Raw genomic sequence first — 14,059 nt, forward strand, 5'->3', positions numbered from 1 at the left:
CTGGGAGTCCGGCCCGCGGCGTATGCACGGCCGGCCTACGGGTGTTCAGAAGGTCTGCAGCGTCACCAGCGTGACCCTGAGGCCGTCCCTCGGCCCCTCGGTCTCGATCCGCACCCGCTGTCCCGGCCGCAGCAGCCGCAGCCCGCCCGCGTCGAACGCGGCGGCGTCGAAGGACACCGGGGTGCCGTCGTCGAGCAGCACACTTCCGGTACGGGTCCCGGCGTCGTAGGTGTAAGCGGTCGCCTGCATGGGCGCAGCCTACTGCCGGTCACTGGCCCGGAATCAGCAGCCCCGCCGCCGCTGCCGCCGTGCGCGGACCCACCCCGAGGGCCAGGGCCGCCCGCAGGTCCTCGCCGGTGTCCACGTCCTGCCGTACGGAATCCACCGCGTCCAGGGTGAGTTCGTTCGCCCCCGAGGCGCGATGGCGGGCGCGGGAATCCGTGCCGAAAGCCGGGCGCAATTCGCGGCCCTCTCGGGCGGTGAGCAACGTGGTGCCGATTGCGGCCGCGTCCGGGAGAAAAGCGCGCGGGAATTCGGCGGCCGCGTCCAGGACCCGGGCCAATTCCGCGGGGCGCAGAGCCGGCAGATCGGCGTTCAGGGCCGCCACGGCGCTTTCGGGTCGGGAAACCCGCACGGCCGCCGCCGCGTGCCGCAGAGCGGCGTTCAGGCCGCCTCCCGGCTCGTCCGCGACGATACGGGCGCCCAGCGCGGCCAGTTCGCGGCCGGCCAGGGCGTCGTCCGTGACGACCGCCACATCGCGGACCGCCGGGCAGGCCAGCGCGGCCGCCACGGTGTCCTGGGCGAAGGCGAGGGCGAGGCCCGGGCGCAGCCCGTCGCCCGCGGTGTCCGAGAGCCTGCTCTTGGCGCGCGCCAGAGGCTTCAGGGGGATGACCAAGGTCCACTGCACGGGCGTTCCGCCCCTCTCTTGTCGCGGCCATTGTCACCCGGCACCCCTGGCGGTGTCGGTGGCGGGGCGTACGGTGTTCTCGACAGACCGACGGCCTGGGGCGACACTTGTGCGGCCCCCCAGGTCCAAGAGGAAGGTGTTCGCGTGCCCCGCCGCAGAATCGGGTTCTGGTACCGCTTCGCAGCGGTCCTCTGCAAACCGCCGCTGGTGGTTCTGATCAAGCGGGACTGGGGCGGAATGGAACACATTCCGGCCGAGGGCGGGTTTATCACCGCCGTGAACCACAATTCACAAGTCGACCCCTTCGCATACGGACACTTTCAGTACAACACCGGACGTGTTCCGCGATTCCTGGCGAAGAGCAGCCTTTTCGGGAAGGGATTCGTCGGCGCCGCGATGCGCGGCACCGGACAGATCCCCGTCTACCGCGAGACCACGGACGCGTTGAGTGCCTTCCGCGCCGCGATCGCCGCTGTGGAACGCGGTGAGTGCGTCGCGTTCTATCCCGAGGGCACCATCACCCGGGACCCCGGCCAATGGCCCATGACCGCCAAGACCGGTGCCGCGCGGGTGGCCCTGCAGACCCAGTGCCCGGTGATTCCCGTAGCGCAGTGGGGCGCCAACGAATTGCTCCCGCCGTACGCCAAGAAGTTGCACGTCTTCCCGCGCAAGACCAGCCATGTGCTCGCGGGCCCGCCGGTGGACCTCACGCGGTTCTACGGCAAGGAGATGACCCCGGACCTCCTCAAGGAGGCGACCGAGGTCATCATGGCCGACATCACCCGCCTGTTGGAGCGGATCCGCGACGCGAAGGCGCCCGAGGTGCCCTACGACCCGCGCCGCGAGCGGATCGAGCAGCGGCGCCGGACGGCCGCGGAGACACAGGAGTTGGAGGCTCAGGCCCACGCGGCACTCGAGCCGAAGGTCGAGCAGGAAGAGGGGCAGGGCACGTGAGCAAGCCGGTCAAGGCGGCTGTCTTCAGCGCCGGTTCGTGGGGCACGGCTTTCGGCATGGTGCTCGCCGACGCGGGGTGCGAGGTCACGCTGTGGGGTCGTCGCGCGGAAGTCGTCGAGGCCATCAACTCCACGCGTACGAACCCCGATTACTTCCCCGGTGTCGAACTCCCGGAGAACCTGCGGGCCACCACCGACGCCGCCGAGGCCGCCGCCGACGCCGACTTCACCGTCCTGTCGGTGCCTTCACAGACGCTGCGCGCCAACTTGGCCGACTGGGCACCCCTGTTGGCGCCCGACACGGTCCTCGTCTCGCTCATGAAGGGCGTCGAGCTCGGCTCCGTCATGCGGATGAGCGAAGTCATCGAGGACGTCGCGAAGGTCGGCCGGGACCGGATCGCCGTGGTCTCCGGACCCAACCTCGCGCGCGAGATCGCCTCCCGGATGCCGGCCGCCGCGGTGGTCGCGTGCACCGACGAGGCCGTGGCCCGCCGGCTCCAAACCGCTTGCCACACGCCGTACTTCAGGCCGTACACCATCACCGACGTCGTGGGCTGCGAGCTCGGTGGCGCGGTGAAGAACGTGATCGGGCTCGCCGTCGGTATCGCGGACGGGATGGGGCTCGGGGACAACGCGAAGGGGTCGCTCATCACGCGCGGTCTCGTCGAGACGACGCGGCTCGGGCTGGCGATGGGGGCGGATCCGTTGACGTTCTCCGGGCTTGCGGGTCTGGGTGACCTGGTGGCCACTTGCTCGTCGCCGTTGTCGCGCAATCACACCTTCGGGACGAATCTCGGTAAGGGCATGACCCTTCAGGAGACGATCGCGGTCACCAAGCAGACCGCGGAGGGCGTCAAGTCCTGTGAGTCCGTGCTGGACTTGGCCCGTCGGCACGATGTCGATATGCCGATCACGGAGACGGTGTTCGAGATCGTGCATGAGGGGAAGTCGCCGGTTGTCGCGGTGAAGGAGCTCATGTCGCGGAGTGCCAAGCCGGAGCGGCGCTGAGGGCTCCGCCCAAGGGGGTGCCGCATTCGGTCGTCGGGCGGCTGCGGCTCCGTCGTGGCTTGTCGCGCAGTTCCCCGCGCCCCTTAGGGCGCTGTCCGACCGCGTGCTTCAAGGCGCGGCTTGAACCGCCGCTCGTCAACGGACGCTGACTCAACGCACTACCACCGGGTACTCTCATCGCGATATGAGCACCGAGAACCTCTCCCAGAGTCCTGAGCAGCCGCCTCGTAAGCCGCGTGTGGCCGTCGTGTTCGGCGGTCGCAGCTCCGAACACGGGATCTCCGTGGTCACCGCCGGCGCCGTCCTCGCGGCCATCGACCGGGACAAGTACGACGTCCTGCCGATCGGCATCACCCGCGAAGGCCGCTGGGCCCTGACCGCCGACGCCCCGGAGCGGATGGCGATCACCGACCGCCGTACCCCGGACGTCGACGAACTCGCCGAGTCGAGCGAGGGCGGCGTGGTGCTCCCGCTCGACCCCGGAAACCGTGAAGTCGTCGTCAGCGAACCGGGATCCGTGCCGAAGGCCCTCGGCGAGGTCGACGTCGTCTTCCCCGTCCTGCACGGCCCCTACGGCGAGGACGGCACCCTGCAGGGACTCCTGGAGCTGTCCGGTGTGCCGTACGTGGGCGCGGGTGTGCTCGCCTCGGCCGTCGGCCAGGACAAGGAGTACATGAAGCGGGTGTTCACCTCGTTCGGCCTCAAGGTCGGCCCCTACGTGGTGATCCGGCCGCGCGAGTGGCAGCGGGACCAATCCGCCGCGCGCAAGAAGATCATCGACTTCGCGGGTGAGCACGGCTGGCCGCTGTTCGTGAAGCCCGCGCGCGCGGGGTCGTCGATCGGTATCACCAAGGTCGACGACCTGGCCGGTCTCGACGAGGCGATCGAGGAGGCGCAGCGGCACGACCCGAAGATCCTCGTGGAGGCCGCGCTGCGCGGCCGCGAGATCGAGTGCGGGGTGCTGGAGTTCGAGGACGGTCCGCGCGCGAGCGTGCCGGCCGAGATTCCGCCGCCCCAGGAGCACGCGTACTACGACTTCGAGGCGAAGTACATCGACTCGACCCCCGGTATCGTGCCCGCCCCGCTGACGCCGGAGGAGACCGCCGAGGTCCAGCGGCTCGCGGTGGACGCCTTCGACGCGGCCTCCTGCGAGGGGCTCGTGCGGGCCGACTTCTTCCTTACCGAAGACGGCGAGTTCGTCATCAACGAGATCAACACGATGCCCGGCTTCACGCCGATCTCGATGTACCCGCAGATGTGGCAGGCCAGCGGCGTTCCCTACGGGGAGTTGGTCGACCTGCTGGTGCAGGCGGCGCTGCGCCGGTCGACGGGCCTTCGCTGAGCCGGTCGCCCCGGTCCGTCTAGTCGGCGATCCCTTCGGGGATCGCCTTCTTCACGGATTTCGCGAGGTCGACCAGGGGCGCCATGCCGTCCCCGGTGCGGTCCTTCGGGATGGTCACCTCTACGTAGGCCTTCCGCAGCGTCGTGGTGAAGCGGAAGGAGCCGTCGTCCTCCTTCTGGAGGAGCCAGCCGACGCCGTTCACCTCGACGCCGTCGGCCTCCGGGTCGTTCATCTTCGCGGGTCTGACGACACCGCAGCGCAGTATGATCGCCGGGTTCCCCCAGCCCGCGGTCAGTGCTGACGCGGGCTCGGGATCCCGGCGGCCCTGGTCGTCGACCTTCGACGGCAGCATCTTGTCCAGGTTCCGGCACAGCCCGGTGACCTTCGCGCCCGGCGAGGGAACCGCCGCCGACGCGCTGTCGTCTGCTGAGGAGCAGCCCGCGACGGTGATCAGCGCGGCGAGCACGGACAGCCCGATGACAGAACGGTGCCGGTGACGGAGAGAGTTCACCGGCCAAGGGTAGACGGGGGCTACAGATGCACCACCGGGCAGGTCAGGGTGCGGGTGATGCCGTCCACTTGCTGGACTTTGGCGACCACCATGCGGCCGAGGTCGTCGACCGTGTCGGCCTGGGCCCGCACGATCACGTCGTACGGTCCTGTCACGTCCTCGGCCTGGATCACTCCAGGGATCTTGCTGATCGTTTCGGCGACGGTCGACGCCTTGCCGACCTCCGTCTGGATCAGGATGTACGCCTGTACCACGGAACCTCCAGGGCGGCCACGAGGATCATGTGGGGAAAAGGAACGCCACGGTATCGCGTCGCCGCTCGCCGCGGGGAGACCCGCGGAGGCCCGACACGACCTGGTCCCCGTGCCGGGGCGCGGGCACGACTGAAGGCGACGGTCATCTCGACCGTACCGAGCACACGGACGGCTCGCGACCGGGCGCTGCCGTCACGAGAAGAGGACGAACGATGAAGGGCACCGTCGGTGAGTTGGGGGAGTTCGGGCTCATCAGGGAGCTCACTTCCCGGCTCACCACCACCCCCGCGGTCCGGGTCGGCCCCGGCGACGACGCCGCGGTCGTGGCCGCGCCCGACCGTAGGGTCGTGGCGAGCACCGACATCCTGCTGGAGGGCCGCCACTTCCGCCGCGACTGGTCCACCGCCTACGACGTAGGACGCAAGGCCGCCGCGCAGAACCTCGCGGACATCGCCGCCATGGGCGCCGTACCGACCGCGCTGCTGCTGGGCCTGGTCGTACCGGCCGAACTCCCGGTCACCTGGCCCATGGAGCTGATGGACGGCCTGCGCGACGAGTGCCAGGTCGCGGGTGCCTCGGTGGTCGGCGGCGATGTCGTACGGGGCGACACGATCATGGTGTCGATCACCGCGCTCGGCGATCTGCGCGGCCGTGAGCCGGTCACCCGGGGCGGCGCGCAGCCCGGTGACGTGGTCGCCGTGACGGGGTGGCTCGGCTGGTCCGCGGCCGGGTTCGCGGTGCTGTCGCGGGGCTTCCGCTCGCCGCGCGCGTTCGTGGAGGCGCACCGGCGCCCCGAACCGCCGTACCACGCGGGTCCGGCGGCGGCAGGGCTCGGCGCGACCTCGATGTGCGACGTCAGCGACGGGCTGATCGCCGACCTCGGGCACATCGCGGAGGCCAGCAAGGTCCGGATCGACATCCGGTCCGGCGCGATCGACGTCCCGACGCAGATGAACGACATCGGGCAGGCCGTCGGCGTCGACCCCATCCAATGGGTGCTCACCGGGGGAGAGGACCACGCGATCGTGGCGACCTTCGCGCCGGACGTGAAACTGCCCGCCCGCTGGAAGGTGATCGGCGAGGTCCTCAACCCCTCCGCGCTGCCCCAGGTGACGGTCGACGGGGCGCCGTGGACCAGCAAGGGCGGCTGGGACCACTTCGGGGACATCGAGTCGTGAAGCCCCGTGTCCTGACGGTGGCCGGCTCCGACTCCGGTGGAGGGGCTGGAATCCAGGCCGACTTGAAGACGATGCTCGCGCTCGGCGTGCACGGCATGAGCGTTGTCACGGCGGTCACGGCGCAGAACTCCCTCGGTGTGCAAGGTGCTTGGGAACTTCCGGCGGAGGCGGTGCGCGCCCAGTACCGCAGCGTCGTCGACGACATCGGCGTACAGGCAGTGAAGACCGGGATGCTCGCGTCGGCCGAACTCGTCGAGACGGTCGCGGAGTTGATCGGCGGCACGGCCGTCCCTACGGTCGTCGACCCGGTCGGCATCTCGAAGCACGGGGACTCGCTGCTGGCGGACTCCGCGCTGGGCGCCGTGCGGACGAAGCTGCTGCCGGTGGCGACCGTGGCCACGCCGAACCTGGACGAAGTGGCGCAACTCACCGGCGTACGGGTCGAGTCGGAGGGGCAGCTGCGGGAGGCCGCGGCTGCTGTGCTGTCGTACGGGCCGCGTTGGGTGTTGATCAAGGGTGGTCATCTGCCGGGTGACGCCGTGGATCTGCTCACCGACGGTTCCGAGGAGCACTGGCTGCGCGCGGCCCGGCACGACAACCGGCACACCCATGGGACCGGCTGCACGCTCGCCTCGGCGATCGCGTCACAGCTCGCCAAGGGGCATTCGGTGCCGGAGGCGGTGACGGCGGCGAAGGCGTATGTCACGGGGGCGATCGCGGCGGGGTTCGCGCTGGGGGGCGGGATCGGGCCTGTCGATCACGGCTGGGCGTTGCGGAACGGGCTCTCCTGAAGCGCAGGCTTCCTGAAGCCCGGGTTTTCTGAGAGAGCACGGCAAAAAGCCGGCCCACACGAGGTGGACCGGCTCGATGCAGCGAACCAGCAGTGGCCGCGCGCTAGCAGTACGTCAGCGCGAGACCTTGCCGGCCTTGATGCACGAGGTGCAAGCGTTCACGCGCTTCGGCGTCCCGCCGACCACGGTACGAACGCGCTGGATGTTCGGGTTCCAGCGACGCGGTGTACGGCGGTGCGAGTGCGAGATGTTGTTGCCGAAGCCCGGCCCCTTGCCGCAGACGTCGCAGTTGGCAGCCACGGGTCACTCCAAAGACTTCAGATGCACAGATGCACTTACGGATGATCCCGGCATGCCGGGATCGAGATCGTGGGATCTGGAAGTGGCACTGCCAGGGGGGATGGCCCGATCGGGATCGGGCAACCGGAGCAGCATACAACGACCGCGCCAGTACAACGAAACTACCATGCCTGGTCGGGGGCCCGCTCCGGCCCTCCTCGGGTCCGGACCGTTCCGGGGTCTACGCTGCGTTGCCAGTCCAGCAGCTCAAGGAGGCGCAGGTGCCGCAGGTGCCGCAGACATTCTTCGATGCTCTCGCGGTGCGCACCTGGTGCGGTCTCGCGCTGCGGGCGCTGGGGCGTGCGCGCGAGGAGATCGACGCGATCAACGTGTACCCGGTGGCCGACGGGGATACCGGCACCAACCTGTACCTGACCATGGAGTCCGCCGTCGCCGCGGTCGAGGCGGTGTTCGACGGACACGGCACCCTGGCCGAGCGGAAACCGCCGCTGGCCGACGCCGCCCGTGCGATGGCCCACGGCGCGCTCATAGGGGCGCGCGGCAACTCCGGGACGATCCTCGCGCAGCTGCTCCGGGGCATGGCCCAGGTCCTCGCCGCCGACGGTGAGACGGCTCACACGGATGGGGAGGGCCTACGGCTCGCTCTGCGCCGTGCGGCCGACTCCGCCCGGCATGCGGTCGCCCACCCGGTCGAGGGCACGGTCCTCTCGGTCGCCTCGGCTGCGGCGGACGCGGCCGACGGCACCGAGGGCGACTGCGGGAGCGTGGCACGGGCCGCCTACGGGGGAGCGTGCGCGGCGCTGGCCGCGACCCCGGGGCAGCTGGCCGTCCTGGAGCGCGCGGGAGTCGTCGACGCGGGCGGGCGGGGGTTGGTGGCGGTGCTGGCCGCGCTGGTGGAGACGTTCACGGGGGAGTCGCCGGTTTTCGGGGCGCACGCACGCGTGGAGGTTGTTCTGGCTTCCGGCGCTCCTGATGTCGCCGATGTCACCCTGTGCGGTGACGGCCCCGAAGCCGTCCAGGAGGGTGGCCCGGCCTTCGAGGTGATCTACCTCCTGGAGGCCGACGACTCCGCCGTGACCCGGCTGCGGCAGCGGCTCGACGTCCTCGGCGACTCGCTCGTCGTGGTCGGCGGCGACGGCCTGTGGAACGTGCACGTGCACGTGGACGACGCGGGCGCCGCCGTCGAAGCCGGCGTCGAGGCCGGTCGGCCGTACCGGATCCGGATCACGCACTTCGGGCTCGGTGACGTGCACACCACCGGTGCTGAACGGCCGCCCAGGGAGCGTGCGCAGCGGGCCGTCGTCGCCGTGGTGCCGGGGGAGGGGCTCGCCGGGCTCTACGGCGAGGCCGGCGCGACCACCGTGCTCGCGCGCCCCGGGGAGCCGCCCGCCAGCGGGGAGTTGGTGGCCGCCGTACGGCGGGCACACGCGCGTGAGGTCGTGCTGCTGCCCAATGACGCCGAGCTGCGGCACACCGCCGCCGCTGCCGCCGAGCAGGCCCGGGCCGAGGGCATCCGGGTCGCGCTGATCCCGACGCGCTCCGCGGTGCAGGGAATCGCGGCGCTCGCCGTGCACGAGCCGGAGCGGCGGTTCGACGAGGACGTCGTCTCGATGACCTCGGCGGCGGGCGCGACCCGGTACGCCGAGGTCGCCGTCGCCGAGCGCCAGTCCTGGACCATGGCCGGGATCTGCCAGGCCGGGGATGTGCTGGGCCTGGTCGACGGCGATGTGGCGGTGATCGGCGCCGATGTCACGGCCACCGCCCGGGCCGTCCTCGACCGCATGCTCGCGGCCGGCGGTGAACTGGTCACGCTCGTCCTCGGCGACGAGGCACCCGTGAGCGTCGCCGACATCCTGGAGATCCACGTCCGGGAGACGTACCTCGCCGTCGACACGGTGGTGTACCGGGGCGGCCGGCAGGGTGCCCTGCTGCTCATCGGCGTGGAGTAGACGCCAACTTCCTTTACTTGTCGGTCTGTTCCTCCATCAGCTGGAGCAGCTGCTCCGCCTCGGCGCGACGGGCCCGTACCGTCTCGTCGCCGTCGTCGGCACCTTCGTAGGCCTTGAGTACGCCACGCGCGCGTGCCGCCGCGTCGGCGGGGCGGCTGAGGTCGGCCTCCAGCCAGCCCGCGGCGAGTTCGGCGCCGGTGCGGGTGTGCACCGCGCCCTCCCCGAGGGCGGCGAAGACGGTGACCGACTCCGCGGTCTGGGTCAGGGCGTCCTCGAACGCGGCCTGGATGGCGGTGTCCTCGGCCTCCTCGGCGACGGAACGGGCCAGCAGCTCGCCGAACTGCCGGTGCGTGTGGCCGAGTTCACCGGTGAGCCGCTGCCGCGCCTCCTGGTCGTCCGTCACGAGCAGCGCGGCCTCGCACTCCTCGATCGCGCCCGCCATCAACTCCCGCGCGCGGTCCAGCCCTTGGTCGGCGCGCAGCGCCAGCCACGCGCGGGCGCGCAGGGAGCGGACCAGCCCGTGCACGTTCCCCAGGGACCGCCACAGGTCGCCCGCGCGCTCGTACGCCTGGTCCGCCTCGGCGGGCAGGTCGGCGTGGCCGAGCGACTCGGCGGCGAGGTGGGCGAGGGTCGCGTGGTCGTTCTGCTCGGGCCAGGTCCGGGCGATCTCGGCCGCCTGCAAGCGCCGTTCGGCAGCGGCCCGGTGTTCGCCCAGCTCGCTGAGACAGTCACCGAGCCACCACTGCGTCTGGACGATCGCGCCGTCGCCGTGCGTCTCGGCGCTCAGGTCGGGCAGCGCCGACTCCAGCACCTCGGCGGCCTCGGCCCAGCGCCCCTGGCGCAGCAGGAAGCCGCCCAGCTGGTGCCGCGCATAGGCACCCAGCGTCGGCCCCTCGCCGGCCTCGTCGGCCCAGTGAGCGGCCTCCAGGGCGTGCTCAGCGGCCTCCTCGGACCGTCCCCGGCCGCCGAGGACCTCGGCGAGCTGGAGATGCAGCTGAGCCCGCCCAGGGGCTTCCAGATACGGTCCGCCGTGCTCCAAGGCGGCCCGCAGCGCGCGCTCCGCCTCCGTGATGTCGCCGAGCTGATGGGCGAGCCCGGCCAGCCGGGCCTCGTACTCCACCGCGAACCACGGCAGCCCCGCGACCACGAAAGCCGTCGACGCCTTCGCGAACAGCCGCACGGCCGTCTCCAAGTCCCCGGCCCGCACCGCGAGTTCGGCCAGCATCGCCTGACCCTCGGCACCCCGCGCGGCCAGCCGCACATCGGCCACGTCACCCGGGAGGGGCTGCCCCTCGACCAGCGCCAGCACCTCCCGTACGGCGGCTTCGGCGGCGGCCAGGTCCCCGCTGGCGGGGGTGTGGTCGGGGGAGTCCCCGTGAACCCTGCGCATCAGGATGCGCGCCCGGCTCATCAGCACGGCCGCCGTCTGCCGTACGCCCGTGCCGTCCTCGGAGTACAGGGCGAGGACCCCGTCGTACGGCTCGGCGATCGCCGCGAGGGCCTCGTCGACCTCGCCCGTGAGAGCGCGTACGTACGCTCCACGCGCGCGTGCCGCCCATGCCTCCCCGGGGTCGCCCGCCTCGGCGAACAGCTCGGCCGCGTGCTCGAAGAGGCCGATGCCCTCGGGGCCCTGGTCCATCGCCTGATGGTCGGCGATCTCGGCGCGGTCGCGGGCGGACAGCTCGACGCCCTCGGCGGCCCGGGAGACCGCCAACCAGGCCTCCACGGCGTGCGGTTGGAGGGTGTCCGACAGTCGTCGCGCCTCCGTGAGGAGCGCGGTGAGGTCCTTCTCCGGGATGACCTCGGGTACCGCTGTCGGCACCGGTGCCGTGACCGGCCGGGCCGCCGAACGCACTCCCAGGGGGAGCCGTTCCACCAGGGGCCGCTGGTCCATGCGCGCGCGTGCCCGGTCGCCGACGTGGGTCGTGCCGTTGCGCTGGTCGAAGCGGGCGGCCAGGGAGAGGGCCTCCACGCGTGCGTGGACGGCGAGTTCGCGTGCCGTCCAGGTACGGCCGGTCGGCCCCGGCACCTGCTGGTCGCCGAGGCCCAGCTCGGTCAGCCGGTCCATCAGCAGCGCTACCACCGACAGGAAGTCCAGCCCGCTGCCCGGATTCCCGGAGTCCGTGAAGTACACCGGACGCTCCGCGAGCAGCTCCAGACCACGCGCCTCGTTGCCGCTCAGCGCGCAGAACTCCACATGGTCCGCGTATGCGCCCCGCATGCTCTCCATGGGCCGTACGAGACGGAAGCCCCGCAGGTGGTGGGCGCGGGCCTCGTCGGTGCGCCCGAGGCGCAGCAGCGGCGCCAGGGAGGACGCCAGCGCGGCGTGCGGCTCGTGGGCGCAGGTCAACTCGCCCTCCAGGACCGGCGCCCACAGGTCGAGCGCCTCGGCGTACCGTTCCTGCTTCACCTGCCACTCGCCCTGGGTGTGCAGTTCGCACGCGTGGCAGTCGGCCATGGCGTCGCGGTCGGCGGCCAGCCACGCGGCGTACGCCCGCTCGGCCCGCGCGAGGTCACCGATGTGCGAGGCGACGCTGAACTCCGCGCTGCGGACGGCCCGTTCGGAGTGTCCGGCCAGCCGGTAGCGGTGCTCCATCTCGCCGAGCCACTTCTCGATCGAGGCGAGCGGGATGTGCGGCTGGCCGAGCATGCCGGACGACATCCACTTGAAGACCCAGTGCAGCGAGTGGACCTCGTACTCGTCGAAGTCCTCGGGCCGTTCGTCCCACATGCGCAGCAGGCGCGCGAAGGGGACGAACATCTTGTCCTTCTCGGAGCTGTAGTTGTAGACCTTCAGCTGGTGCCCGAGCGCCTCGATGACCGCGAGCGGGATGTCCAGCTTCTCGGCCTCGGCGAGCAGGTGCTCCGCGCGCGCGTTGCGGGCCGGTCCCTCCGGCTCCTCGGAGTTCTCCGCCATGGCCCGGCGCAGCGCGTCGAAGTCCGTGATCCCTGTCATCAGTGGTCGCCCTCCCCGTGTGTGGCCCACTCCAGGAGGCCGATGAACGCCCGGTTCAGCAGAGCCGAATCGGCGGGGCGCAGTGGTCGCTGCGCCATCAGGAGTGCCTGCCCGTAGAGCGACTCCGTGGCCGTCCCGATCAGGTCCCGGTCCCCCAGCGAACTGATCCGCCGGATCAGCGGGTTGAGGTGGTTGAGCACGAGACGCGCGCGTGGAGCACTGCCCCGCAGCGAGCCCAGGATGCCCGCCCACAGGTCGTCGGCCTGCTCCTCGGCCTCCGCACGGGCCTGCTCGTGCCGGGCCGAGCGGTCGTCCAGGTGCAGCGCGGGCACCGACAGCGGATGGAACGCCCGTAGGACGACATCACACCCCAGGGGGTCCAACTTCGCCCGCGCGGCGGCCAGGAAGTCCGCCAGCGCCAGCTCCTCGGCCGGGTCGACGGAGTCCAGGTGCGCGGTCACGGTGTCCGAGTCCAGCTCGGCGACCACCGTCCCCGGGCGCACCGACGGCAGCGCCTCGACCAGCTCGCCGTCGTAGGTGTAACCGCCGTTGATCACTCCGATGCCCTGCGCGGACGCGATCGGGGCGACCTGCCGGTACTCCTCCACGGTCCGCGTGAAGTGCACCACCGGGTGGCGCTGCGCGAACTCCTCCAGGGACACCCGTCCGTCGGTCGTCTCGAACGGGAGCCACGGCAGCATCGTGCGCAGCATCTCCTTGTCGTGCCGCGCCAGGGACTTCACCCCCAGGTGATGCACCGACAGGAACGCGGCGAGCCGCTCCGGATCACCCGCCGCGAGCCCGGTCAGCCAGCCCCGGATCCGCTCGCCGAGCGCCTCCCGTACGGCGGCCAGCGTCTCGTCCTCGTACAGCGACTCGCGCGAGGCCGTGGGCCGCAGGCTGTCCGTGTCCAGCACGCAGCGCACGAAGAACGCCCAGTCGGGCAGCAGCTGTTCGGCCCGCTCGGTCAGCAGCATGCCCTTGAGATGCACCCGGTGACTCGCCCGCTGCGCCGGACTCACCGCGCCGGGAAGGACGTAGGCGACTCCCCGGATCCCCGCGAGCGGCACGGAGAGGTCGATCGAGTCCAACGGCGTGAACCCGAACAGCTCGTGACAGTGCCGCGCCAGCGCCACCCTCCGGGTGCTGGGACTCGGGTACGACCGGTCCCAGGGCGCGGGCAGGTCGGTGACCGCCTCGCCGTCCACGCGCACGTCGTACGGCAGCAGGGCCCCGAAGTCCCGCGCCAGCGCGAGGACCTTCTCCTTGGTGAGCCACTCGCCGGCGCCCGCGCGGGCCACCAGGTGCACGGTGGTGCCCGGTTCGGGGCGCTCGCTGTCGGGCAGGGTCCGCACGGTGTACGAGCCGTCGTCGGTCGCCGTCCACTCCACGGGCGGCGCGTCGGGCGTACGGGCGCTGCGGCTGACGACCCGGATCCGCTCGGCGACCACGAAGCAGGCGAGCAGCCCGATGCCGAACTGCCCGAGGAAGTCGGAACGGGCCTCCTGGAGCCCGTCGGCACGCTTGGAGCTACGGCCGATGGTGGCAAGGAGGTTGTGCACGTCCGCCTCGGTGAGGCCGACGCCGGAGTCCTCGACGCGCAGGGTGCCCCCGTCGGCGAACAGCCGCACCAGGGCAGGGGAGTCGGGCTGCTCGGCCCGGCGGGCGGTGATCGCGTCCACGGCGTTCTGCAGCAGCTCGCGCAGATAGACCTTGGGGCTGGAGTAGAGGTGATGGGAGAGCAGGTCCACCAGACCGCGCAGGTCGACCTGGAACGTGTGAGGTGACTGGGATGCCTGGGATGACTGTGAGGTCTGGGAGTCCATCGTCGCAGCGCCGAGGTGGGGGAAGTGCGAACGGCGCGAGGGTCGGGCGGTCCCTGTGAGGCGGTGACCGCGGGGGATGGCCGG

The 14,059-nt window shown here is 71.5% G+C and carries 13 protein-coding genes; 6 read left to right on the forward strand and 7 right to left on the reverse strand.

All coding sequences use genetic code 11. The features are described from left to right. Positions 1–45: 45 nt before the first annotated feature. Both R2B38_RS30225 and cofC read right to left on the reverse strand, forming a co-directional pair. A complete protein-coding gene (locus R2B38_RS30225) occupies positions 46–249 on the reverse strand; it encodes a hypothetical protein (RefSeq protein ID WP_033282688.1) in 204 nt (67 codons plus the stop codon). Between the two features lie 19 nt (positions 250–268). After that, complete coding sequence (gene cofC, locus R2B38_RS30230) at positions 269–907, reverse strand: 2-phospho-L-lactate guanylyltransferase (RefSeq protein WP_318019047.1); 639 nt, start codon at positions 905–907, stop codon at positions 269–271. Between the two features lie 144 nt (positions 908–1,051). Here cofC and R2B38_RS30235 point away from each other — a divergent pair, with 144 nt between their 5' ends. From R2B38_RS30235 to R2B38_RS30245, 3 genes are all read left to right on the forward strand, one after another. Next, positions 1,052–1,861 carry a lysophospholipid acyltransferase family protein gene (locus tag R2B38_RS30235; protein ID WP_318019048.1) on the forward strand — a complete coding sequence of 270 codons (810 nt, stop codon included), beginning with the start codon at positions 1,052–1,054 and terminating at the stop codon, positions 1,859–1,861. After that, positions 1,858–2,868, forward strand: a complete 1,011-nt coding sequence (locus R2B38_RS30240; RefSeq protein ID WP_033282685.1) for an NAD(P)H-dependent glycerol-3-phosphate dehydrogenase — start codon at positions 1,858–1,860, stop codon at positions 2,866–2,868. Before R2B38_RS30235 ends, R2B38_RS30240 begins: the two co-directional genes overlap by 4 nt. A gap of 184 nt (positions 2,869–3,052) precedes the next feature. Then, positions 3,053–4,210, forward strand: coding sequence for a D-alanine--D-alanine ligase family protein (locus R2B38_RS30245; protein WP_318019049.1), 1,158 nt, complete (start codon positions 3,053–3,055; stop codon positions 4,208–4,210). Positions 4,211–4,229: 19 nt separating this feature from the next. Here R2B38_RS30245 and R2B38_RS30250 read toward each other — a convergent pair whose 3' ends face one another. Together R2B38_RS30250 and R2B38_RS30255 are read right to left on the reverse strand one after the other, a co-directional pair. After that, positions 4,230–4,721: a DUF3515 domain-containing protein gene (locus R2B38_RS30250; protein WP_318019050.1), complete on the reverse strand. Its 492-nt coding sequence runs from the start codon at positions 4,719–4,721 to the stop codon at positions 4,230–4,232. A gap of 20 nt (positions 4,722–4,741) precedes the next feature. Next, complete coding sequence (locus R2B38_RS30255) at positions 4,742–4,975, reverse strand: Lrp/AsnC family transcriptional regulator (protein WP_003997603.1); 234 nt, start codon at positions 4,973–4,975, stop codon at positions 4,742–4,744. A gap of 212 nt (positions 4,976–5,187) precedes the next feature. Here R2B38_RS30255 and R2B38_RS30260 point away from each other — a divergent pair, with 212 nt between their 5' ends. Then, positions 5,188–6,153 carry a thiamine-phosphate kinase gene (locus R2B38_RS30260; RefSeq protein WP_019058663.1) on the forward strand — a complete coding sequence of 322 codons (966 nt, stop codon included), beginning with the start codon at positions 5,188–5,190 and terminating at the stop codon, positions 6,151–6,153. Further along, positions 6,150–6,944 carry a bifunctional hydroxymethylpyrimidine kinase/phosphomethylpyrimidine kinase gene (thiD, locus tag R2B38_RS30265; protein WP_318019051.1) on the forward strand — a complete coding sequence of 265 codons (795 nt, stop codon included), beginning with the start codon at positions 6,150–6,152 and terminating at the stop codon, positions 6,942–6,944. The genes R2B38_RS30260 and thiD overlap by 4 nt, the downstream gene beginning before the upstream one ends. Before the next feature lie 114 nt (positions 6,945–7,058). Here the strand turns inward: thiD and rpmB are convergent, their stop codons facing one another. Continuing rightward, entirely contained in the window at positions 7,059–7,244 is a 186-nt protein-coding gene (gene rpmB, locus R2B38_RS30270) for a 50S ribosomal protein L28 (RefSeq protein ID WP_004924906.1), read from the reverse strand. Between the two features lie 260 nt (positions 7,245–7,504). Between rpmB and R2B38_RS30275 the strand changes: the two genes are divergently transcribed. After that, complete coding sequence (locus R2B38_RS30275; RefSeq protein ID WP_318019052.1) at positions 7,505–9,193, forward strand: DAK2 domain-containing protein; 1,689 nt, start codon at positions 7,505–7,507, stop codon at positions 9,191–9,193. A 13-nt stretch (positions 9,194–9,206) separates the two neighbouring features. Here the strand turns inward: R2B38_RS30275 and R2B38_RS30280 are convergent, their stop codons facing one another. Together R2B38_RS30280 and R2B38_RS30285 are read right to left on the reverse strand one after the other, a co-directional pair. After that, on the reverse strand, positions 9,207–12,149 hold the full coding sequence (locus R2B38_RS30280) for a tetratricopeptide repeat protein (RefSeq protein ID WP_318019053.1): 2,943 nt from the start codon (positions 12,147–12,149) through the stop codon (positions 9,207–9,209). Beyond that, positions 12,149–13,975 (reverse strand): HSP90 family protein, encoded by a 1,827-nt coding sequence (locus R2B38_RS30285; protein ID WP_318019054.1) that lies wholly within the window; start codon positions 13,973–13,975, stop codon positions 12,149–12,151. Before R2B38_RS30285 ends, R2B38_RS30280 begins: the two co-directional genes overlap by 1 nt. Positions 13,976–14,059 lie beyond the last annotated feature (84 nt).

The organism is Streptomyces sp. N50, from assembly GCF_033335955.1.
Lineage (GTDB): Bacteria > Actinomycetota > Actinomycetes > Streptomycetales > Streptomycetaceae > Streptomyces.

Bases quoted from the DNA above. Each gene is read 5' to 3' on its own strand.
- R2B38_RS30280 (WP_318019053.1), bottom strand. From the start codon at position 12,149: ATGACAGGGATCACGGACTTCGACGCGCTGCGCCGGGCCATGGCGGAG.
- R2B38_RS30260 (WP_019058663.1), top strand. From the start codon at position 5,188: ATGAAGGGCACCGTCGGTGAGTTGGGGGAGTTCGGGCTCATCAGGGAG.
- R2B38_RS30225 (WP_033282688.1), bottom strand. From the start codon at position 249: ATGCAGGCGACCGCTTACACCTACGACGCCGGGACCCGTACCGGAAGT.
- R2B38_RS30245 (WP_318019049.1), top strand. From the start codon at position 3,053: ATGAGCACCGAGAACCTCTCCCAGAGTCCTGAGCAGCCGCCTCGTAAG.
- R2B38_RS30285 (WP_318019054.1), bottom strand. From the start codon at position 13,975: ATGGACTCCCAGACCTCACAGTCATCCCAGGCATCCCAGTCACCTCAC.